Genomic DNA, 20,896 nt, shown 5'->3' on the forward strand with positions numbered 1-20,896 from the left:
TCCCGAACTCAGCAGTGAAACGATGCATCGCCGATGGTAGTGTGGGGTTTCCCCATGTGAGAGTAGGTCATCGTCAAGATTAAATTCCGAAACCCCAATTGCGAAAGCAGTTGGGGTTTTGTTTTTGCGCGTAGAGAAAAGCTGCCATCGCTGTTCATCCCCATATTTCACAATCGGGGCATTAGCCGATGCTTGCCGCGTTGTCCCGAGACTTATTGGTTAGAGTTGATGTCACTAGGCCAGAGTCGGTGCGGGCGGGGGCATGGTGTTCACCCATGCATGAATGCCGTCGCGCCAATAGGCGCAATGCGACAGCCTTCGCTGCACTGTGATCAGTGGTTCGGGTATACGCGTGAATGTCGCTTTGACCCAAGTGAACGCGATAGCGAGCCGGATGGTGATACGAAGGACTAGATTCCGCTCGAACGGCGGTAGAGGTTGTTGCGTTACATCACGTTGTAGGAGTCCTTAATAGGAGGACTACGTGACAATCTCGCTTTTCGCTCATTAAATTTCAGTGAAATAAACGAGTTATGAGAAAAGTGGAGCGGGTGAAGGGAATCGAACCCTCGTTATCAGCTTGGGAAGCTGGAGTAATGCCATTATACGACACCCGCTCAGAGCGGTGACTTTGTACCAGATACAGCCGACGATTTGAAGTTTTTCTTTGCGTGGAGCGGGTTTAGCATCCATTAAGCCAAGAAAAGCGTACGGCATGCCGGTCGATCGCGGGCAAGCCTCGCCTCTGCGCGATACGTTTAACGCAGCAGGGCGGGGCTTGCTCGCGATGACGCCACTTCAGCCTGCCAATGCATGGTGGTCCTGGACGTAGTGGCAACGCAGTCGGCTTTCGTATTGCGCGGGTTTCAGGAAGCCCATCAGTGCATTTCGGCTGTCCCGGCAGGCAGCTTTGTGTTCCATGTCGAGAAAGTGGCCGGTGGCCTGAAGGGTGCTGAACGTGCTGTGTTGCACGTGGTTGGCAAACAACCGGGCGTCGTCGGCGGCGGTGTATTCGTCCCATTCGCCATTGAGGAACAGCACCGGCACGTCGATTTTCTGCGCCGCGTTCAAGTAGCATTGGCGGTCGCTGTGCAACACGTCGCTGATGTGGAAGTGCATCTGCCCGTATTCATGTTCGGCCAGGGAGCTGACGTGGCGATAGTTGAAGCGCTTGAACAACGACGGCAGGTGTTTGCCGATGGTGTCGTTCACCAGGTGCCCGACGCGGTCGCGGTCGAGGTTGCCCAGGTGTTCGACGCCGCGCTCGAGGTAGTCGAGCATGTGCGCGTTGATCACCGGGGAGAACGAGCTGATCACGGCTTTTTCGATGCGCCGTGGTCGTTGCGACAACGCCATCATGGTCGCGGCACCGCCCCAGGAAAACGACAGCACGTGTTCGGCGGCGAAGTGGTCGATCAGCTCCAGCAGGATCTGCCCTTCGACTTCCTTGGTGAGCATTTTTTCATGCAGGTTATGAGCTTTTGACCGGCCCGCGTAGGGTTGGTCGTAGCAGACGACGTTGAACTGCGGATGGAGGTTTTTCACGGTTTGTGCAAACGACGCAGTCGTGGCCATCGAGCCGTTGACCAAGATAATGGTCTTCTCTGCGGCGTCTGCGCGATAGAACTCCGTGTAAACCCGATACTGACCCTGTATATCCAGCACAGCGATTTCTGGCCTCATGTCATAAGACTCCTGGCAAGCGGGTATGCGCGCAAATAGAGATTGCACGAGCTTTGTGACAGGTAGGCATACGCCTGGAATTTGAGAGGCCCATGTCGATCCATTGCAGTCCGGTCGACGGGTATTGTTATTGGCGGGCAGTCTGCCGGGTGAGGCCGGAACCGTTGGGTCCCTACCGGCAAAAAGTTTCTTAGAAGTATGTGGTGACTTGTCGGTCACATTTCGGCCGACGTCCTGATTCAAGCAGGGGTCACGTCATCGCGCAAGTGCCATTGGTAAATTGTTCGACAACATCTGCTCGGCGGTCGCCTGCTTAGATCACTCCGATCTCTTCGTCGCTCAATGGGCGGTATTCGCCCGGTTTCAGCGTGTCGTCGAGCACCAGTGGCCCCATGCGTTCGCGGTGCAGGCGCATCACCTTGTTGTCGAAGTAGCCGAACATGCGTTTCACCTGGTGATAGCGGCCTTCGACGATGCTCAGGCGCGCGCATTTTGGCTTGAGCAGCTCTAGCCCGGCGGGTTGCGTGGTGAGGTCTTCGAAGGCGAAATACAGCCCTTCACTGAACTTGGCCGCGTATTCAGGGCCGATGTCCTGCTCGGTCTCGACGTAATAGACCTTCGCCAGCTTGGTCTGCGGCTGGGTCAGGCGCCGCGACCAGCTGCCGTCATTGGTGATCAGCATCAGGCCGGTGGTGTTGAAGTCCAGGCGCCCGGCAATGTGCAGCTCGTCCTTGTCCGGTTCATCGATCAGGTCGAGCACAGTCGGGTGATGTGGGTCTTTTGTGGCACTGACGCAACCGGTGGGCTTGTGCAGCATGAAATGACGCAACGGCTTGCCGACTTGCAACACATCGCTGTCGACTTCGACGCGGCTGAATTCACGGACTTCAGTGTGCGGGTCGCTGACGACTTTTCCGTCAACTCGCACGCGTTTTTCCACCAGCAACAGGCGTACCTGCTTACGGTTGAAGCACGGCAGGTTGCTGAGGAATCGGTCGACACGCATGACTTATGGATCAAGAAGGAAAGAGGCGCGCATCTTACTTGAACAATTCGGGCGCTGCTTGCAACTGCGCCTCGACCTCCGCGCAGCGCGGGCACAGGCAAGAGGCGTTGCGCAGTTCTGCCGGCAGCGCTTCGAGCACCGCCGGGTCAATGCTGACGCCGAAGCACCAGCAAGCGCGACCGGCGGTGCGCGGGTCGGCCAGGGTGCAGTCGTTGGGGGCGCCGCAGGCGGGGCAGAGGTCAGGCGGGTTCATGGACGCAGTGAGACATTTCCACACAGGTTCGGTTACGGCCACTTTGCTTGGCCCGGTACATCGCATGATCCGCCCGCGACAGCAGGCTGTGCAAGGTGTCATCGGGTTGCAGGGTGGTGAGGCCGATGCTGACGCTCACCTGCAGGACCTGGCCGTTGTAGGCGTAGCGCTGTTGTTCCACGTGCTGGCGAATTTTCTCGGCGATCATCAGACCGGTCTTACCGTCAGTGTCCTTGAGCAGCACGATGAACTCTTCACCGCCCCAACGGCAGACAATATCGGCGTCGCGCAGGCAGCTTTGCAGGTCGCGGGCGAAACCGATCAACACCTGGTCACCTGCGAGGTGGCCGTAGGTGTCGTTCAACGCCTTGAAATGGTCGAGGTCCAGCAGCAACGCGGTCAGCGGTTTTGGCTCGCGCCGGGCTTCATGCATGGCTTGCGCGGCCAGCAGGTCGAAGCCGCGGCGGTTGGGCAGTTCGGTCAGGCTGTCGAGGATGGCCTGGGCCTGGATATTGTCCTGATAGCGCTTGATCACCCGGTTGAGCAAGGCCAGCACGATCAGTGTGACCAAGAGGCAGATCAGCAGGTTGAGGTACAGCGACTGGCGGATGTCACCGAGGGCGCTGTCTTCGCGTTTATCAACGAACAGGTACCAGTTCAGTTCCGGGATAAACCGCACATTGAGGAAATGCCCTTGGCCCTGCACGGAGTATTCGTAGCTGCCGCTGTGAGGTTTTGGCAGCCGGTTGATCAGGTCTTTCATGCTGTCGAGTTCACCGAGCTTCTGCCCGATCTGTGCGCCTTGCGGGCCCCCGTCGGCGCCCGTGAGCACCAAGCGTCCGAAGTTGTCGACGAAATACACGCTGCGCTGGTAACGCTGCTGGTACTTGTCGATCAGCTTGATCACCGCATCGACAGTCAGCCCAACCCCGGCCGCGCCGATGAAGCGGCTGTTGTAGTCGTAGACCTTGTAGTTGATGAAGAAGGTCAGGTTGTCCTTGTTGGCGAGGTCCGGGTCGACGTTGATCTCGTACGGGTCCTTCATGTCTCGCACGCGGAAATACCAGGCATCGCGCGGCTCAGTCGCCTTGACCTGCTTGAGCACACCTTTGGCGTGGTAATAGGTCAGGCTGGTGTTGGAGACGAAGAACGCTGTGTAGGCACCGTAGTGGGTCATGACCTCGTTGAGGTAACGGGTCATCTGGTCGGAGTCTTTTTCACCATTGACCACCCAATCGCGCATGAAGGTGTCGCGGGCCATCATCGAGGAAATCAGGATTGGCCTGACCAGGTCTTTCTGGATTTCCGAGTAGACCGTGTCTGACGTCAACGGCAGTTCGGTGTTGACGATGTTGTCGCGGATCGAGGCCCGGGAGGCGTAGTAACTGAGGAAGGAAGTGGCGAGGAAGCCAGCGCCCAGCAATGCGACCAGCGTGAGCACCAACGAACGTTGAGAATACAGTGGCGAGCGAAGCGGCATGGCAGTTCCATTGGCAGTCATCCGATGGCCTGCATTCTAATGGCACTGTGGGGAAATGACTGCTGGATTCGCAAGGTATATCGGTAGGTATCGGTTGTGGCGGTGTTTGGGCTGATGTCTTCGCTGGCAAGCCAGCTCCTACAGGGATAGCACCGAACCTGTAGGAGTTGGCTTGCCAGCGAATCGAAAGATCACCGCAGGGTTGTCAGATACATCCGCCAACCGCCCAAATGACTGATATTCACCGCACCTTCCAGTCCATAGGCCTCACAGATAAACCCGCTCTCCCAGCGACCATCCGCCAGTTGCACCTTGCCCAGACCCAAAGGGGCCGCAATCCCGGTCAGGAACGAGCCCAGTTCGCTGCTCGGCAATTCCCAGACTTCCACGGCGATCGACACGCCACCGTCCTTCACTCGGACCATCCCCGGACGAAACGGCGGACCGCCGGCCAAGGCATAGAGTTGATAGTCCGGCGAGCTGAAAGTGGTTTCCACCAGACGGGCGCCGCGCTGCTTGAGTTGCCAGTTCAACGCCAGCCCCTCCAGGTGCGCGCCGCAGACCACCAACCGCGCCCGATCATGCCGAGCAACCGTCACCGGGGCCGGTGCAGCCAGGCCCTGCTGGCGCTGCAAGGCATCGGCCACGCTCAACAAATACTGATCGGTAAAGGCCCGGCCAAACAGCGTCACGCCCCACGGCATACCGTTGTGCATGAAGGCACTGGGCACGGCGACGGCGGCGTAGTCGAGCAGGTTCATGAAGTTGGTGTAGTAGCCCAGTTCCGAGTTGCGCAGCACGGGTTCTGTTTCAAGCTCCAACAGTGTCACCGGGCGGCCGATGGTCGGCGTGACCACGCAATCGAGGCCTACGAGCGCTGTGTCGCACAGGGCTTTGAGCGCTTGCAGGCGGTATTGGGCGCGGAAGGTTTGCACGCCATTGACGGCCGGTGCCTTGGCCAGTACCGCGCGAATCACCGGCAGCACGGCCTCGGGATTCTGCGTCATCAACTCGCCAGCCACGCTGTAGCGCTCGGCCACCCACGGGCCTTCATAGAGCAAACGAGCAGCCTCCAGAAACGGCGACATATCCAGTTCCACTGCTTCGCCACCCAAGGCCTTGAGGCGGTCGATGGAATCACTGAACAGCAATGGGCCTTCAGGGCAGCCGAAGAATTGCAGGTCCTGCGCACGGGGCACGCCAAAGCGGAATGGGCGCGGTGTACCGAACGCCGAACCGTCGTTCCACAGCGGGTTGCTTCGGCTGTATTCGTCCCGAGGGTCGAGGCGCGCGGTGAGCGCCAGCAATTGACTGGCCTCGCGCGCCGTGGCGGTAAACGTGGTGACGCAATCTAGGGTACGACAGGCCGGTACCACGCCCCCGGTGGAGATCAGGCCTTTGGTGGCTTTCATCCCGACCAGGTTATTCAATGCCGCCGGCACGCGCCCGGAGCCGGCGGTGTCTGTACCCAACGAAAAGCTCGCGACCCCGAGTGCCACCGCCAGCGACGAACCGGCACTGGAACCGCCCGACGGGTATTCCGGCAACACGCTGTTGGGGCACGCGCCATAGGGTGATCGACTGCCATTGAGCCCGGTGGCGAACTGGTCGAGGTTGGTCTTGCCCAACGGAATCGCACCGAGGGCCAGCAGTTGCTCGACGATGGTCGCCGAACGCTCCGGCACGTAGGCAAACGCCGGGCACGCCGCGGTGGTTGCAATGCCCGCCAGGTCGATGTTGTCCTTGATCGCGAACGGCACGCCATACAGCGGCAGGCTGTCGAGGTCTCGACCGTCGAGGGCGGCAAGGTAGGGTTCCAGTTCCTCGACGCTGAGCAAATGGATGAACAGGTGATAATCCGGGTTCAGCGCCGCGGCTTTGTCCCGCAGTTTCGGCAGCAGTTGCCGGGGCGTGAGGCTGCCGTCGCGGTAGGCGCTGCGCAGGGCGTCGAGTTGCAGATTGATGCTCATGGTGTCAGTCCTTTTCAAAAATGGGTTCAGTCGAGTTCCAGCACCACGACGCGCTGTCCGGCGCGCACCGCCGAGCCCGGTTGCACGCGAATCTCGCGCACCACGCCAGCCATCGGGGCGAGCAAAGGGATTTCCATCTTCATCGACTCCAGGATCACCAGCACGTCACCGGCCTCGACGCGGTGGCCGCTCTCGACCTGGACCTGCCAGAGGTTGCCGGCGATGTGGCTGTCGACGCTCAGTTGACCGCTGGCCAGTGGCGCGTCTTCGGCGATCTGCGGAACCCATTCTTCGCTGTCGAAATGCGCCTGGCCGCTGGCGATCCAGCGCTCGCGCTCAGCGTTGAACGCGCCTTTTTGCTGAACACGAAACGCCTCGATGGTTTCGGCTTCCCGGGCCAGAAACGCCTGGTAATCCGCCAGGTTCAACTGGCTGTGCTCGATGCTCAGGTCGAAGCGCCCGAGGGGGAAATCGCGGCGGATGCGCAACAGCTCATCGGCGCTGACCGGGTAGAAACGGATCTGGTCGAAAAAGCGCAGCAGCCATGGCTTGCCGTCGAACGCAGCGACCTCGCGGTAGCGGTTCCACATCTGCAACGTGCGCCCGACGAACTGATAGCCACCGGGGCCCTCCATGCCGTACACGCACATGTAGGCGCCGCCGATGCCCACCGAGTTTTCCGCGGTCCAGGTGCGCGCCGGGTTGTACTTGGTGGTCACCAGGCGGTGGCGCGGGTCGAGCGGGGTGGCGACCGGTGCGCCGAGGTAGACATCGCCCAGGCCCATCACCAGGTAGCTGGCATCGAACACCGTGCGTTGCACTTCATCGAGGTTGGGCAGGTCGTTGATGCGCCGGATGAACTCCAGGTTGCTCGGGCACCACGGCGCGTCCTTGCGCACGGTGGTCATGTATTTCTCGATGGCCAACTGGCATGCCGGGTCATCCCACGACAACGGCAGATGGACGATGCGCGAGGGCACTTGCAGGTCTTTGGCGGCGCACACGGCGTCCCATTCGCCGGCGACGATGCCGAGCAGGTCGGCGAGTGACAGTTGCTCGGGTTGATAGTGGATTTGCAGCGAGCGGATACCCGGCGTCAGGTCGATCACGCCGTGCAGCTGTTTGCTTTCCAGCGCCTGCATCAAGGCGTGGGCGCGGAAGCGCAGGACCAGGTCGAGTTCCGGGGCGCCGATTTCCAGCAGCAGGTGTGTGTCGCCGGACAGTCTTGCGACTAACCGCGTATCGTCCCGCCCAATATCCAACACAACAGGCGACACAATCCCCTGTAGGAGCTGGCTTGCCAGCGAAAGGTCTCCGTCAGTCAACATTGCGGTATCTGATACACCGCTTTCGCTGGCAAGCCAGCTCCTACAGTGATCCCATTTCAAGGCGAGGGTGCGGGCGGTCTTGAGGTCGACTGGACGGAACTGCACCTTGTCCCCAGCCTTCAGTTGCCCCAACTGCCAAAGATCCGCCTCGATCACCGTCACTGGGCAAACAAAGCCGCCGAGGCTCGGGCCATCCGGGCCGAGGATTACCGGCATGTCACCGGTAAAGTCCACCGCACCGATGGCGTACGGGTTGTCGTGAATGTTCGACGGATGCAAACCCGCTTCGCCGCCGTCGGCGCGTACCCATTCCGGTTTCGGCCCGATCAGGCGCACGCCGGTGCGGCTGGAGTTGAAGTGCACTTCCCATTGCGTGGCGAAGAAGGTAGCGATGTAATTTTCCGTGAAGTATTCCGGCGCGCCGTGGGGGCCGTAGATCACCCGGATTTGCCGAACGGCCGGCAACTCGGTGACCTGTTCTTCAGGCAGTTGTTGACCGACACTGAGGTCTCTCAACGGCGGAACGTGCAACACGTCGCCGGCGCGCAAGGCGCGGCCGCCATGACCGCCGAACTGGCCCAGGGTAAAGGTGCTTTTGCTGCCCAGATAGTTCGGCACTTGCAGGCCGCCGCGCAGGCACAGGTAACTGCGGGCACCCGCGCCGGCGATGGTGCCCAGGCTCAACGTCATGCCCGCCGTGACCGCCAACGCGGTGTTCATCGCGACCTGTTCACCGTTCAACGTCAGCGGAATAACGGCCCCGGTGACGGCGATAACCGCATCGCAGTTAAAACGAAGCAACGGCCCGCTCATGGTGATTTCCAGCGCCGCCGCGCCTTCGTCATTGCCCAGCAAACGGTTGCCCAGGCGCAGGGCCCGACTGTCCATCGGCCCTGATGGTGGCACACCGACCGCCCAGTAACCCAGACGCCCCGGATAATCCTGAACACTGGTTTGCGTCCCGGCGCTCAGCACCTCGAAGGTGTTGGCCTGATACACCAGGCCTTCCAGGCATCGGGTCCACGGCTGGCCGCTGGCGAACGGCGCATCGAGCAAAATCTGCCGCAAGTAGTCGCGGTTGGTTTCCACGCCGTAGAGCTGGCTGGCCCCCAGCGCCTGATGCAGTTCTGCACTGGCCGCTTCGCGGGTCGGCGCCCAACTGATGAGCTTGGCGATCATCGGGTCGAAGTACGGCGGGATCTCGCAGCCGGCCTCGACCCACGTGTCGATGCGCAACTGGATGCCATTGGCCGCCGGGAACTCCACGGCGGTGAGCAACCCCGGGCTCGGTTGAAAATCGCGGCCCGGATCCTCGGCATACAACCGCGCCTGGATCGCATGACCTTCCGGCGTCAAGCCCTGCACCAATTCGCTCAGCGGCGGCAGGTCACCGGCCGCCAGTTGCACCATCCAGCGCACCAGATCGACGCCCCATACTTGTTCGGTAACGCCGTGCTCCACTTGCAACCGGGTGTTCACTTCCAGGAAGTAAAAACGCTGGGCCTCGCTGTCGAAGACGAACTCCACAGTACCGGCGCTGCGGTAGTTCACCGCTTTGGCCAGTTTGATCGCCGCTGCACACAGTTCATCGGCCATGCCCTCGGGAAGGTTGGGTGCCGGGGTTTCTTCGAGGACTTTCTGGTTGCGCCGCTGCACCGAGCAGTCGCGCACGCCGAGGGCGATCACCTCGCCGCGACCGTCGCCGAACACCTGTACTTCCAGGTGCCGGGCGCGCTGGATGTATTTCTCGATGAACACCCCGGCGTCGCTGAAATTATTCTGGCCCAGGCGTTTGACCGCTTCGAACGACTCGCTTAACTCGGCCGCGCTGCGGCACACGCGCATGCCGATGCCGCCACCACCGGCGGTGCTCTTGAGCATCACCGGGTAGCCGACCTGTTCACCGGCCAGCAACGCAGCGTCGAGGCTGTCGAGCAGTTCGGTGCCTTCGAGCATCGGCACGCCGTGTTGCTTGGCCAAGGCGCGAGCGGTGTGCTTGAGGCCGAACACCCTCAGTTGTTCTGGCGTGGGGCCGATGAAGGCGATGTTGGCGGCTGCGCAGGCTTCGGCGAACGCGGCGTTCTCCGAGAGAAAACCGTAGCCAGGATGGATCGCGGTGGCGCCGGTGGATTGGGCGATGGCGAGGATTTTATCGACCGCCAGGTAAGTGCCCGCGGCCGCGCCTTCACCGAGGCTGTGAGCCTCGTCGGCTTGCAGGATGTGCAGGCTGGCGGCATCGGCTTCGGAGTACACCGCGACACCTTGCACGTGCAGTTCACGCAAGGTACGCAGGATGCGGCAGGCAATCGCGCCACGGTTGGCAATCAGGACTTTTTCGAACATGGCATAACCCCCGGAGGCGATAGCGCATCAGCCTCGACTGGGATGCGGGCCGTCCCGCAGTTTTTCGAAAGGCACCGGGGTCGTCCCCGGTGGCAGAAATTGTCAGCAGCCCTGTAGGAGCCTGGCTTGCCAGCGAAAGCGGTGTACCAGGCACATCTTTGGTAAAAGTGCTGGCCCATTCGCTGGCAAGCCAGCGCCTACAGATGGAGCGTTTATTTGATGCACTGCCCGGAACGGGCCTGGCACAAGGCAAACAACCAGCGGCGCAACCTTGGGAATTTCAATTCCATACCAGCAGCTCCGCAGGGGTGGGGTTGTAGGCGTTGCACGGGTTGTTCAGTTGCGGGCAGTTGGAGATCAGCACGATCACGTCCATCTCGGCGCGCAGGTCGACGTACTTGCCCGGTGCGGAAATCCCGTCTTCAAAGGTCAGCCCCCCTTCCGCGGTGACCGGTACGTTCATGAAGAAATTGATGTTCGGCCCGATGTCGCCCTTGCCCAGGCGACCGTCATGCACACAGGCACGCAGGTAGTTGTCACGGCAGCTGTGCATGTGGCGTTTTTCAAGGGCGTAGCGCACGGTGTTGCTCTCTTGAGCACACGCGCCGCCGAGGGTGTCGTGACGCCCGCAGGTGTCGGCGACGATGGTCAGCATCGGCTTGCCGAGGTTGGAATACAGCACGCTGCCGGTGCTCAGGTACACGCTGTTTTGCCGGCGCAAAGTGCGTTGCACGTCGTAGCGTTCCTTGGGGTTGGCAACGCTGTAGAACAGGGTATCGACGGCCTGATTGCCTTCCAGGTCGAGGATGCGCAGGGTCTGGCCGGCCTTGACCTCCATCAGCCAGGGTTCGCCGGCGGGGATGGTGGCGCGGTAGACCGCGGTGTCAGGCGACTGTGGAGCGGTGGCGATTGCGAGTGACATGGCAGCGATCCTCAGGCGAACAGACGGTCGGTATTGATGAAGCCGCGCTCGTTTTCCGGGCGCGAAGTGCGGCAGTGTTCGGCGACGCTGGCGTCGGCGTTCATCCAGCTCAGCTTCAACGGTTTTGGTGCGTACTCAGGCGTCGGGTCCATCGGGTGTTGCAGGGCGGTGAGCACCACCAGGGTGTCCATCGGCGCGTACAACTCGATGTAGTCGCCAGCCTTGGAATTGCCCTCGACAAAGTGAAAGCGCCCGGCGTCATCGACGTTCACGCGGCTGAACAGATTGAGGGTCATCAGCAGGTCCGACAGGCCCAGGCCCCACTTGCCCAATTCCACCAGCAGGTTGTCGGTGCCGTTGCGGAAGAAGCCGTTGCGCAGTTCCTGATAGCGGCCCGTGCCGTACTTTTCGGCGACTTCTTCAGCGCAGAGCACGCCGCCCAGGCTGTCGCTCCAGCCGCAGGTGTCGGCAGTGATCGCGGCCAGCACGCGGCCCATGTCCGAGTACAGGCAATGGCCGGTGGTGAGCTTGGCGGTGTGTTGGCACTTGAGGCTGTCGGGCAGGTTCAGGCGTTCGGTTTTTTCATTGGCGTTGAGCAGCGTCAGGCTGACGTTGGCACCGCCGCGCAGGTCGGTCAGGCGCAGCAGTTGGCCGCGCTTCAAGACGAAAGATCGATGGCCGCCGCCGGGGAGCATTTCTTCGGCAAAGGACGGGAACAGCAGGGTCGAATCGGTCATGGGCAGAATCCTCTCAAGCGGTTCGAAGTTCACCCGCCAGTTGCACCGGCAGGGTGTCGACGGCGGCACGGCTAATGCAGCGGTCGCTGTTCAAAGGGATGTCGTAGGTGATGCGGGCGCCATAGCGGCCGGGGGCGTGCGGGTCGAGGCGGACCTTGTCGAACACCAGCAGGCGCGTGCCGAGGCTGAAGCCTTCGGACAGGTCATGGGTGACCATGAACACCGTCAACCGGGTTTCGCGCCACAACTCCAGCAGCAAGGCGTGCATGTCTTTGCGGATGCCCGGATCGAGGGCGCCGAAGGGTTCGTCGAGCAGCAGCACGCGCGGTTTCATGATTAGCGCCTGGGCGATGGCCAGTCGTTGTTGCATGCCGCCGGACAGCTGCGCCGGGTACTTGTCCAGTGAGTGGCCGAGGCCGACTTTGCACAGCAGCACCGAGGCCAGTTCGCGGGCGTCTTTTTTTGCATGGCCGAACAGTCGACCGAGCAACGGTGAACGCGGCAGTTCCAGGCCCAGGGCGACGTTGTCCAGCACGCTCAGGTGCGGAAACACCGAGTAGCGCTGGAACACCACGCCGCGGCTGGCGTCCGGCTCTGCGGCCAAGGGCTGGCCGTCGAGCAGGATCTCGCCGCGACTGGCGCGCTCCTGACCGAGCAGCAGGCGCAGGAAGGTCGACTTACCGCAACCAGAGGCGCCCACGAGGGTGCAGAATTCACCTTCGTTGACGTTCAGGTTCAAGCCTTCGAGCACCACCTGATCGGTGTATTGCTGCCAGACGTTCTTGACGGTGATGAAGCTCATTTGGCCGCTCCTTCATACCAGGGGAACGCGCGGCGGGTCAGCTGCTTGAGCCCCCAATCCATCAACCAGGCGAGCAGGGTGATCCACACCACGTAGGGCAGGATCACGTCCATCGCCAGATAACGACGCACCAGGAAGATCCGGTAGCCCAGGCCATCGGTCGAGGCGATGGCTTCGGCGGCGATCAGGAACAACCACGCTGAACCCAGCATCAGGCGCAGCGAGATCAACAGCCGTGGCAACAGTTGTGGCAACACCACCCGCAACATCAGGGTCCAGGTCGAGGCGCCGAGGGTCTGCGCCTTGATCAGCAACTCCACGGGAATTTCCCGGGCGCGCTGTTCCAGGTCCCGGGCCAGCGCCGGGGTGATGCCGATGACGATCAGCATCACCTTCGACAATTCGCCGAGACCGAAGACGATGAACAAGATCGGCAGGATCGCCAGCGGCGGCACCATCGACAACACCGTGAGCAACGGCGACAACGGCGCGCCGAACAACGGCAGGGTGCCGGCGGCGATGCCCAGGCAAAGCCCGGCCAACGCACTGATGCCCAGGCCGATGGCCAGGCGTTGCAGGCTGGACGCGGTGTCTTGCCAGAGCAGGTACTCGCCGGTGCGGCTGTCGGCGACCAGCGCCAGGCGTTTCACCGCATCGGTCATCTGCACGGCACTGGGCAGCAGCTTGTCGTTGGGGTTGTCCGCCAGTCGCTCGGCCGAGCCCATGAAGTAGGCCAGCAGCACCAGGGCGAACGGCAGGATCACCAACAGCAGGCGACTCGGGCGATCCGGGTGACGGTTGATCAGGCGCATGGCCAGTTCTCCTGATTACAGCTTGGCGTCGGCGGCCATCTGGACGTAACTCGGGTCGAAGCGCAGCTTGAGGTTGCCCTTGTCGCCGCTGGTCACGCCGTTGGCGAAGGCCATGCCGACCGCGCTGGTGTCCTTGGCGCCTTCACCCAGCAAACCGTGCTGGAAGGAAAACTCGGCGACTTTGCGCATGGTTTCCGGCAGTTGTTTGCTGGTAGAGAAATCCAACGCTTCTTTCGGCGTGGCGAACAACCTGGTGGTGTCCAATTGCGCCTGGAAACCCGGCAGGTCGGTGCCCGAGGCTTTGGCCATGTGCTCCAGGGCAGCTTTGCTGGCGGCGTTTTTTGCGTTCATCAACTCGACCACTTCGAACCAGGCGCCGGTCAGTGCCTTGCCCAGGGCCGGGTTGTCTTTGAGGGTGGCGCTGTTGACCACCATCATGTCCATGATCTCGCCGGGGATCTGGCTGGAGTTGAACACTTCGCTCACCCCGGGCTTGGCCAGGATGTCCGAGAGCATCGGGTTCCAGGTGGTGACGGCGTTGACTTGAGGGGTGTTGAAGGCGGCCGAAATATCGGCATCGGAGGTGTTGACCACTTTCAGGTCTTTCTCGGTGAGGTCCACCGAATCCAGGGCGCGGGCCAGCAGGTAATGGGAGACCGACAGCTCGACGAGATTGACGTCCATGCCCTTGAGGTCGGCGAGTGTCTTGCCTTCGCCCTTGAGCACGATGCCATCGTTGCCGTTGGAGAAATCGCTGACGATCAGCGCGGTGCTGTCGACACCGCCGGCGGCCGGAATGGTCAGCGCGTCCATGTTGGTCATGGTGCAGCCATCGAACTGGCCGGCCGTGTATTGGTTGATCGATTCGACGTAGTCATTGAGCTGCACCACATCGATCTTGATGCCGTACTTTTTTGCCCATTTGTCGATGATGCCCTGGCTGTCGGCGTACTCCCAGGGCATCCAGCCGGCGTAGATCGTCCAGCACACGCTGAAGTGGTCTTTCTGGGCGGCTTGGGACGAGAAGCTCACGAGGGCGGCGAACGCAGCGGCGAACAGGGCGGGTAAACGAAGCTGGGACATGGTGGTTCTCCAGTTGATCGAGGGCGGACAGGAAGGCAGCGGCACCGCTAGCGGTGGCTTGTCTCCCGGGCTTTTGTCCCGCCGTGTAACCTCAACTGGAGGTCGCCAACTCTCGGACCAGCCGCTCGCGATTGCGAGCCGGAACCCTAGTCAGCCATTTTCAAATTGTGGTGCCGCGAACCTTGGGTGACTCCTGCACGGGTTTGCTATAGCGAGAGGCGTGCCAAGTCGGCTCGAGCGCTCTAGCGTGGGGAGCAGTAAGCGAAGTTGGATTTGATCGGCAAGCGCGCTGCCTTGTGATGGTGCGCCGGTGCACTGCATTGGGACGCGGCAGCCGCTGATCCGAAGGTCTGTGCGGCGCTGCACTTGGCAGGGTTTTGCCAGTCAAAAGAAGTGTCAGCCGGTTGTGTGCCGACTGCTGTCACAGGTCTTTACGGAGGCCGTCATGTTACGTCGATTGTTATTGGGCGCCGTGCTCGGGCTTGGATTGTCGGGATGCTATTACTACGACTATCCCTACGATGCCTACGCCACGCCTTATTACTATCCCGGTTACTACTCGCCTTATTACTCCGGTTACTACGGTGGCTATTACGGCCCGCGTTACTACGGTGGGTATCGCGCCTATTACTACGGCGGGCACGGTTACTATGGAGGCCATGGCTATCATGGTGGCGGTGGCTATCACGGCGGTGGATACCACGGTGGACACCACTAATCAGCGCGTGAATGGATGAAAAACCTTTCATCGGCGAGATGTTTCAACTTGTTGCAGGAACGCACCAGATTTGGAATTCGATGTCTGATCTTTCGACAGTCACAGAACTTCTGACGGTCGCCTGCCAGCGTCGCTGGTGTGGCTCACTCGCGGTCCAGGAGGCCGCTATGCATCTGCGAATTCTTCTACTGGCTGTATTGGGTTTGTCCGTTGGTGGATGCGTGCCTTATTACGAAGAAGGAGGCGGTGACTACGGTTCCGAGGTCTACACCTCCCCAGCGCCTGCGTATTACGCCGCAGGCAGTTCCTACTATTCCAATGGTGGCGGTTACTACACTCCGCCACCGCGCTATTACGTGCCACCTGCGCGGTATTACCAGCCGACACCGCGCTATTACTCGCAGCCGCGGATCTATCAACCGGCCCCGCGTTACTACCAGCAATCACGGGGTGACTACCGCGCGCACCAGAACCATGGCTGGGACGACCACAACCGCGGCGGCTGGAACAACAATGCCCGAGGCCACGACGGACGCGATCATCGCGGCGGCCGCGGCGATCACGATGGGCGCGGCGGGCACCGCTAATCTTTCCATCAAATAAAAAAACTGTAGGAGCGGGCTTGCCCGCGAAGGCGTCCTTTCAGCACACTTTGCTGTGTCTGCCATACCGCCTTCGCGAGCAAGCTTGCGCCTACAAGTTTGTGGGTGTTTCTCAATACTCGGACAAATCCGCCAGCGGATGCCGACCTTCCCATGCCTTGTGGAAATGCGCCTCGACCACCGCGTCCGGCACGCTGTTGACGTCGGGCCAGTGCCAGTGCGGCTTGTGATCCTTGTCGATCAATCGGGCGCGCACGCCTTCGCTGAACTCCGGATGACGGCAGCAGTTGAGGCTCAGGGTGTATTCCATCTGGAAGATTTCGGCCAGCGACAGGTGGCGGGCACGGGCGATCTGCTCCCACACCAGGTGCGCGGTCAGCGGTGAACCTTCGCTCATGGTGTTGGCGGCGCGACTGAGCACTGGATCAGTGTGATCGCGCAAATCGCTGATGGCTTTCCAGGCGCAACGTACATCGCTGACATCCAACAACTCGTCGATCTGCTGGCGGCGTGGCAGCCACTGGGCGGCGGGCATCCGCGCGATGGCTTCTTGCTGCAAGGCCTTGAGCAGGCTATTGAGCTGCATCGGTGTCTGTTCCTGCCAGTTCAACTGCAGCAATCCGTCGATCAACGCCGGTTGTTGGTCGTCGAGCAGGAAGCGGTCGGCCAAATCCAGATCAATCGCATCACGGCCGTTCATGTGCGCACCGGTCAGGCCCAGGAACAAGCCGAGCTTGCCGGGCAGGCGCGACAGGAACCAACTGCCGCCGACGTCCGGGTACAGGCCGATGCTGATCTCGGGCATGGCCAAACGGCTGCTCGGCGTGACAATGCGGGTACTCGCGCCTTGCAGCAAGCCCATGCCGCCGCCGAGCACATAGCCATGGCCCCAACAGATCAGGGGCTTTGGATAGGTGTGTAGCTTGAAGTCCAGGCGATATTCCGCGGCGAAGAAATGGGCGGCCAACGGTGGCACTTCCCCGGGGTGCGCGCGACAGGCTTCGACCAGGCTGCGCACTTCGCCACCGGCACAAAAAGCCTTGGAGCCATTGCCACGCAGCAACACACAGACGATTTGCGGGTCCTTGGCCCAGGCGTCCATGCGCTCGCGCAGGGCGTTGATCATCGGCAATGACAAGGCATTCAGCGATTTTTCGGCATCCAGGCTGGCAACGCCGATGCGCGCTCCGTCGGTGCCGGTGAGTTCTTCGAAGTGCAAATTCATCGTGACCTCGATCGGGAATTTGAAGGATAAGTATGATCGCTGTGGGGGAAAGTGCCGGATCGGCGTCAGACCAATTGACAAGCGAGGTAGGCTTTCCTAGGGTTCGCCCCACTGTTTTTGCCGGGTAAGACCATGACTGCTGACGACCGAATCAAACTCGAACCGAGCTGGAAAGAGGCACTGCGTGCCGAATTCGACCAGCCCTACATGGCAGAGTTGCGAAACTTCCTGCAACAGGAGCGGGCGGCCGGCAAGGAGATCTATCCGCCGGGGCCGATGATTTTCAACGCGCTCAATTCCACGCCGCTTGAGAAGGTCAAAGTGGTGATCCTCGGCCAGGACCCCTATCACGGCCCAGGCCAGGCCCATGGTTTGTGCTTTTCGGTGCAACCGGGCATTCCGACACCGCCGTCACTGCTCAATATCTATAAAGAGTTGAAGCGCGACCTGAACATCGACATTCCCAACCACGGCTACCTGCAGAGTTGGGCCGATCAGGGCGTGCTGATGCTCAACACCACCATGACCGTGGAACGCGCCAGTGCCAACGCGCACAAGGACAAGGGTTGGCAGTTTTTCACCGATCGCGTCATCGAGGTGGTCAGCCAGCAGCAACCGCACCTGGTGTTCATGCTGTGGGGCGCCCATGCGCAGAGCAAGCAGAAGCTGATCGATGCGACCAAGCACCTGGTGTTGACCTCGGTGCACCCATCGCCGCTGTCGGCCTATCGCGGCTTCCTTGGTTGCGGGCACTTCAGCCGTACCAACAAGTTTCTGGAGCAGAATGGCGAGACGCCGATCGAATGGCGGTTGCCGCCGGTTTGATGGGAACTTGTTGAGTTTTTGTGGCGAGGGAGCAAGCTCTCTCGCCACCGGGGGAGTCAAATTTCTGGTTCTTCCGGGTTCCGGCTCCAATACTTGAACAACGGCTCCGCCAGAAACAATACGAACAACAGCCGCATCACCTGCATCGCCGTCACCAGTGGCACCGACAATTGCAGGGTCTCGGCCGTCAGGCTCATCTCGGCAATCCCTCCCGGCATCATGCCCAGGGTCAGCGAACGCAGGTCCAGATGGGTCAGCGCACTCAAGCCCAATGCCGCCGCCGTGGCGATCAACATGGTCAACACCGTGCCGACCAAAGTGCGCCCCATGAACGAGGGCGCGCGCCGGAAAAACTGCCGGTTGAAGTGACAGCCCAAGCCGCTGCCGATCAGCCATTGGCCAATCTGGCTGCCGCCGTTGGGCAAACCGATGTGCAAATCCCAACCGATGCTCACGGCCGCGCTGACCAGCAACGGCCCGAACAGCCAGGGGTTGGGTTGATGCAGTCGCTCCCAGATCCAGGCAGCCAAGGCCCCGGCTGGAAACAGCATCGCCAGCCAGCGCCAATCGATGCTGCCAGCGTGGGAAATCGGCGCGCCGTCGCCTAACAAATACTTGAACGCCGCCGGCACACAGAGCACCACGACCAGCACCCGCAAACTCTGACCCGCCGCCACACGGCTAAGCACCGCGCCATTGCGGGCGCCGAGGTTGACCATCTCCCCGGAGCCGCCAGGCATGCTGGAGAAAAAAGCGGTGGCGCGATCCTCACCGGTGCGGCGCATCAACCACACGCCGACCACGGCCGACAGGCTGGTGACCAAGGCACCGAAGAAGATCAAACCGAAATGACTCAGCACCTGCTCCATCACCACCGGGGTGAAGTGCAGGCCAATGCCGATGCCGACAATCCACTGGCCGCATTTGCGACCGCCAGGGATTTCGGCCAATTGCCAGGGTGTCAGGCAGCGCACGAGGATGATCGCCAGCAACGAGCCCACCATCCACGGCAAGGGCCAGCCGACCTGGCTGGCGAGAAAACCGCCAAGCAGGCCGACCAGCGGGGTTCCCCACCAGGCGCTGAAGGGTTGCCGATCAGACATCGGCGATAGCGCGCTGCGCGGCTGAACGTTTGCGCCAGATACGAATGATCGGCATCAACAGCATGATCGCCGTCAGCACCCAGCAACCGAACGTGATCGGACTCGACCAGAGGATCTCCAGCGCACCGTTGGAGATCGACAGGGCGCGACGCAGGTTCTGTTCCATCAAGCCGCCGAGGATGAAGCCCAGCAGCAGCGGCGACAGCGGGAAGTCCAGCTTGCGCAGGATGTAGCCGAAGATGCCGATACCGATCATCAGGAACAGGTCAAACGTGGTGGCGTGTACCGCGTAGACGCCGATCCCGGTGATGATGGCGATCACCGGCACCAGTGCCCAGTTCGGCACGGCAAGGATGCGGGTAAAGATGCGGATCATCGGGATGTTGAGGATCACCAACATCACGTTGGCGATGAACAACGAAGCGATCAGGCCCCAGACGATGTCCGGTTGCTGTTGGAACAGCAGCGGGCCCGGCGTGATGTTGTACAGCGACAGTGCGCCGATCATCACCGCCGTGGTGCCCGAACCTGGCACGCCGAGGGTCAGCATCGGCACCAGCGCACCGCACGCGGCACCACCAATGGCGGTTTCCGGCGCGGCGAGGCCGCGCATGTCACCCTGGCCGAAGGTGCCCTTGGCACCGGCGATGCGCTTCTCGGTCATGTAGGCTACGGCGCTGGCCAGGGTCGCACCGGCACCCGGCAACACGCCCATGATGAAACCCAGTACGCCGCAACGTATGTTCACCACGAACACCGACGCCGCTTCCTTGAAGTTGAACATCATGCGCCCGGTGGCCTTCACCGCTTCCTGGCCGTGGTGGGTTTTTTCCAGCAGCAGGAGGATTTCGCTGATGGAGAACAGGCCCAGTACCAGCACGACGAACTGAATGCCGTCGGTCAGGTGGATGTTGTCTCCGGTGAAGCGGTACACGCCGCTGTTGGCGTCGATCCCGACTGTCGACAGGAACAGACCGATCAGCGCCGCAATGAATGTCTTCAGCGGACGGTCACCGGCCATGCCACCGAGGCAGACTATCGCGAATACCATCAACACAAAGTATTCCGCCGGGCCAAAGGCAATCGCCCATTTCGCCAGCAGCGGGGCGAACAGCACCATGCCGCAGGTGGCGATGAACGCACCGATGAACGAACTCCACGCCGACAGCGACAGCGCTACACCGGCCAGGCCTTTGCGGGCCATCGGGTAACCGTCGAGGGTGGTCATCACGGTGGAGGCTTCGCCCGGGATGTTCAGCAGGATCGAGCTGATTCGCCCGCCGTATTCGCAACCCAGGTACACCGCCGCCAACAGGATCAGCGCCGACTCCGGTGGCAGGCCGAGGGCGAACGCGATCGGGATCAACAACGCCACGCCGTTGATCGGCCCCAGGCCCGGCAGCAGGCCGACCACGGTGCCGATCAGGGTGCCGCACAGTGCGGTCACCAGGTTATACGGGCTCAGCGCGACGCCGAAGCCCTGTCCCAAATAGCCAAGAGTATCCATATCAGTTCTCCAGGACGTCGAGCACGCCCAGTGGCAGCGGCACGTCCATCAAGCGGTCGAACAGCAGGTAAAGACCGACGGCCATCAGGCTGATGATCACCACGCTGGGTACCCAGCGGCCGCCATACAGGCGTGCCATCGGTACACCGGTAATGATGCTGGCGACGATGAAGCCAAGGGGTTCGAAGGTGCCGGCGAACACCAGCAACAACACTACGCAGAGGCCGATCTTGGTCAGGGTTTCGCGATCCAGCGGCGGTTCGTCGTCGCTGTGCTTGATCGGCGCCGGACGAAACACCATGTACAGCAGCGCCGAGCCCATCAGGCCGAGCATCAACAGGGGAAAGGCCCGAGGTCCTACCGGCTCGTAGGAAAAAGCCGCTTGGTACGGCCACGCCATCAGCGCCAGGCCGATACAGGCCAGCAGCAGCACGGAGGCGAAAATGCGTTGTAAGAGCATGTGCAACTCCTGGGCGGCGCCCCCGTAAACACGGGGC

18 protein-coding genes, 1 tRNA gene and 1 riboswitch are annotated in these 20,896 nt (G+C 61.4%); of the genes, 3 read left to right on the forward strand and 16 right to left on the reverse strand.

Annotated elements, in window-relative coordinates:
* Nucleotides 1-543: 543 nt before the first annotated feature.
* The 12 genes from J1D76_RS15390 to J1D76_RS15445 form a co-directional block, all read right to left on the reverse strand.
* A tRNA-Gly gene (locus tag J1D76_RS15390) sits at nucleotides 544-617 on the reverse strand.
* Between the two features lie 181 nt (nucleotides 618-798).
* On the reverse strand, nucleotides 799-1,683 hold the full coding sequence (locus tag J1D76_RS15395; RefSeq protein WP_421139109.1) for an alpha/beta fold hydrolase: 885 nt from the start codon (nucleotides 1,681-1,683) through the stop codon (nucleotides 799-801).
* Nucleotides 1,684-1,996: 313 nt separating this feature from the next.
* Nucleotides 1,997-2,689 (reverse strand): pseudouridine synthase, encoded by a 693-nt coding sequence (locus J1D76_RS15400; protein ID WP_421139110.1) that lies wholly within the window; start codon nucleotides 2,687-2,689, stop codon nucleotides 1,997-1,999.
* A 34-nt stretch (nucleotides 2,690-2,723) separates the two neighbouring features.
* On the reverse strand, nucleotides 2,724-2,942 hold the full coding sequence (locus J1D76_RS15405) for a cysteine-rich CWC family protein (RefSeq protein WP_421139111.1): 219 nt from the start codon (nucleotides 2,940-2,942) through the stop codon (nucleotides 2,724-2,726).
* Nucleotides 2,929-4,422, reverse strand: a complete 1,494-nt coding sequence (locus tag J1D76_RS15410; protein ID WP_421139112.1) for a sensor domain-containing diguanylate cyclase — start codon at nucleotides 4,420-4,422, stop codon at nucleotides 2,929-2,931. Before J1D76_RS15410 ends, J1D76_RS15405 begins: the two co-directional genes overlap by 14 nt.
* Before the next feature lie 191 nt (nucleotides 4,423-4,613).
* A complete protein-coding gene (gene atzF / locus J1D76_RS15415; RefSeq protein ID WP_421139113.1) occupies nucleotides 4,614-6,392 on the reverse strand; it encodes an allophanate hydrolase in 1,779 nt (592 codons plus the stop codon).
* A gap of 26 nt (nucleotides 6,393-6,418) precedes the next feature.
* Nucleotides 6,419-10,063, reverse strand: a complete 3,645-nt coding sequence (gene uca, locus J1D76_RS15420; RefSeq protein ID WP_421139114.1) for an urea carboxylase — start codon at nucleotides 10,061-10,063, stop codon at nucleotides 6,419-6,421.
* Nucleotides 10,064-10,343: 280 nt separating this feature from the next.
* Nucleotides 10,344-10,985, reverse strand: a complete 642-nt coding sequence (locus J1D76_RS15425) for an urea amidolyase associated protein UAAP2 (RefSeq protein ID WP_421139115.1) — start codon at nucleotides 10,983-10,985, stop codon at nucleotides 10,344-10,346.
* Nucleotides 10,986-10,996: 11 nt separating this feature from the next.
* Entirely contained in the window at nucleotides 10,997-11,722 is a 726-nt protein-coding gene (locus tag J1D76_RS15430) for an urea amidolyase associated protein UAAP1 (protein ID WP_421139116.1), read from the reverse strand.
* Between the two features lie 13 nt (nucleotides 11,723-11,735).
* Nucleotides 11,736-12,524 (reverse strand): ABC transporter ATP-binding protein, encoded by a 789-nt coding sequence (locus tag J1D76_RS15435; RefSeq protein WP_421139117.1) that lies wholly within the window; start codon nucleotides 12,522-12,524, stop codon nucleotides 11,736-11,738.
* Nucleotides 12,521-13,336 (reverse strand): ABC transporter permease, encoded by an 816-nt coding sequence (locus J1D76_RS15440; RefSeq protein ID WP_421139118.1) that lies wholly within the window; start codon nucleotides 13,334-13,336, stop codon nucleotides 12,521-12,523. Before J1D76_RS15440 ends, J1D76_RS15435 begins: the two co-directional genes overlap by 4 nt.
* Before the next feature lie 15 nt (nucleotides 13,337-13,351).
* A complete protein-coding gene (locus J1D76_RS15445) occupies nucleotides 13,352-14,419 on the reverse strand; it encodes a putative urea ABC transporter substrate-binding protein (RefSeq protein WP_421139119.1) in 1,068 nt (355 codons plus the stop codon).
* Between the two features lie 60 nt (nucleotides 14,420-14,479).
* A riboswitch (guanidine-I (ykkC/yxkD leader) is annotated at nucleotides 14,480-14,580 on the reverse strand.
* A gap of 284 nt (nucleotides 14,581-14,864) precedes the next feature.
* On the opposite strand from J1D76_RS15445, the gene J1D76_RS15450 reads away from it, so the two are divergent.
* Nucleotides 14,865-15,137: a hypothetical protein gene (locus J1D76_RS15450; RefSeq protein ID WP_421139120.1), complete on the forward strand. Its 273-nt coding sequence runs from the start codon at nucleotides 14,865-14,867 to the stop codon at nucleotides 15,135-15,137.
* A 167-nt stretch (nucleotides 15,138-15,304) separates the two neighbouring features.
* Nucleotides 15,305-15,724: a hypothetical protein gene (locus tag J1D76_RS15455; RefSeq protein ID WP_421139121.1), complete on the forward strand. Its 420-nt coding sequence runs from the start codon at nucleotides 15,305-15,307 to the stop codon at nucleotides 15,722-15,724.
* Nucleotides 15,725-15,851: 127 nt separating this feature from the next.
* On the opposite strand, the gene J1D76_RS15460 is transcribed toward J1D76_RS15455, so the two are convergent.
* Nucleotides 15,852-16,964 (reverse strand): enoyl-CoA hydratase/isomerase family protein, encoded by a 1,113-nt coding sequence (locus tag J1D76_RS15460; protein ID WP_421139122.1) that lies wholly within the window; start codon nucleotides 16,962-16,964, stop codon nucleotides 15,852-15,854.
* A gap of 132 nt (nucleotides 16,965-17,096) precedes the next feature.
* Here J1D76_RS15460 and ung point away from each other — a divergent pair, with 132 nt between their 5' ends.
* Nucleotides 17,097-17,789 carry a uracil-DNA glycosylase gene (gene ung, locus J1D76_RS15465; RefSeq protein ID WP_421139123.1) on the forward strand — a complete coding sequence of 231 codons (693 nt, stop codon included), beginning with the start codon at nucleotides 17,097-17,099 and terminating at the stop codon, nucleotides 17,787-17,789.
* 56 nt (nucleotides 17,790-17,845) lie between these two features.
* Here ung and J1D76_RS15470 read toward each other — a convergent pair whose 3' ends face one another.
* Genes J1D76_RS15470 through J1D76_RS15480 form a run of 3 tightly spaced genes read right to left on the reverse strand, consistent with a single transcriptional unit; the run spans nucleotide 17,846 to nucleotide 20,859 of the window.
* On the reverse strand, nucleotides 17,846-18,892 hold the full coding sequence (locus tag J1D76_RS15470) for an AbrB family transcriptional regulator (RefSeq protein WP_421139124.1): 1,047 nt from the start codon (nucleotides 18,890-18,892) through the stop codon (nucleotides 17,846-17,848).
* On the reverse strand, nucleotides 18,885-20,399 hold the full coding sequence (locus J1D76_RS15475; RefSeq protein WP_047526747.1) for a tripartite tricarboxylate transporter permease: 1,515 nt from the start codon (nucleotides 20,397-20,399) through the stop codon (nucleotides 18,885-18,887). The genes J1D76_RS15470 and J1D76_RS15475 overlap by 8 nt, the downstream gene beginning before the upstream one ends.
* A gap of 1 nt (nucleotide 20,400) precedes the next feature.
* Complete coding sequence (locus J1D76_RS15480) at nucleotides 20,401-20,859, reverse strand: tripartite tricarboxylate transporter TctB family protein (protein ID WP_421139125.1); 459 nt, start codon at nucleotides 20,857-20,859, stop codon at nucleotides 20,401-20,403.
* Nucleotides 20,860-20,896 lie beyond the last annotated feature (37 nt).

Source organism: Pseudomonas sp. NFX15 (genome assembly GCF_049132105.1).
Taxonomy (GTDB): domain Bacteria; phylum Pseudomonadota; class Gammaproteobacteria; order Pseudomonadales; family Pseudomonadaceae; genus Aquipseudomonas.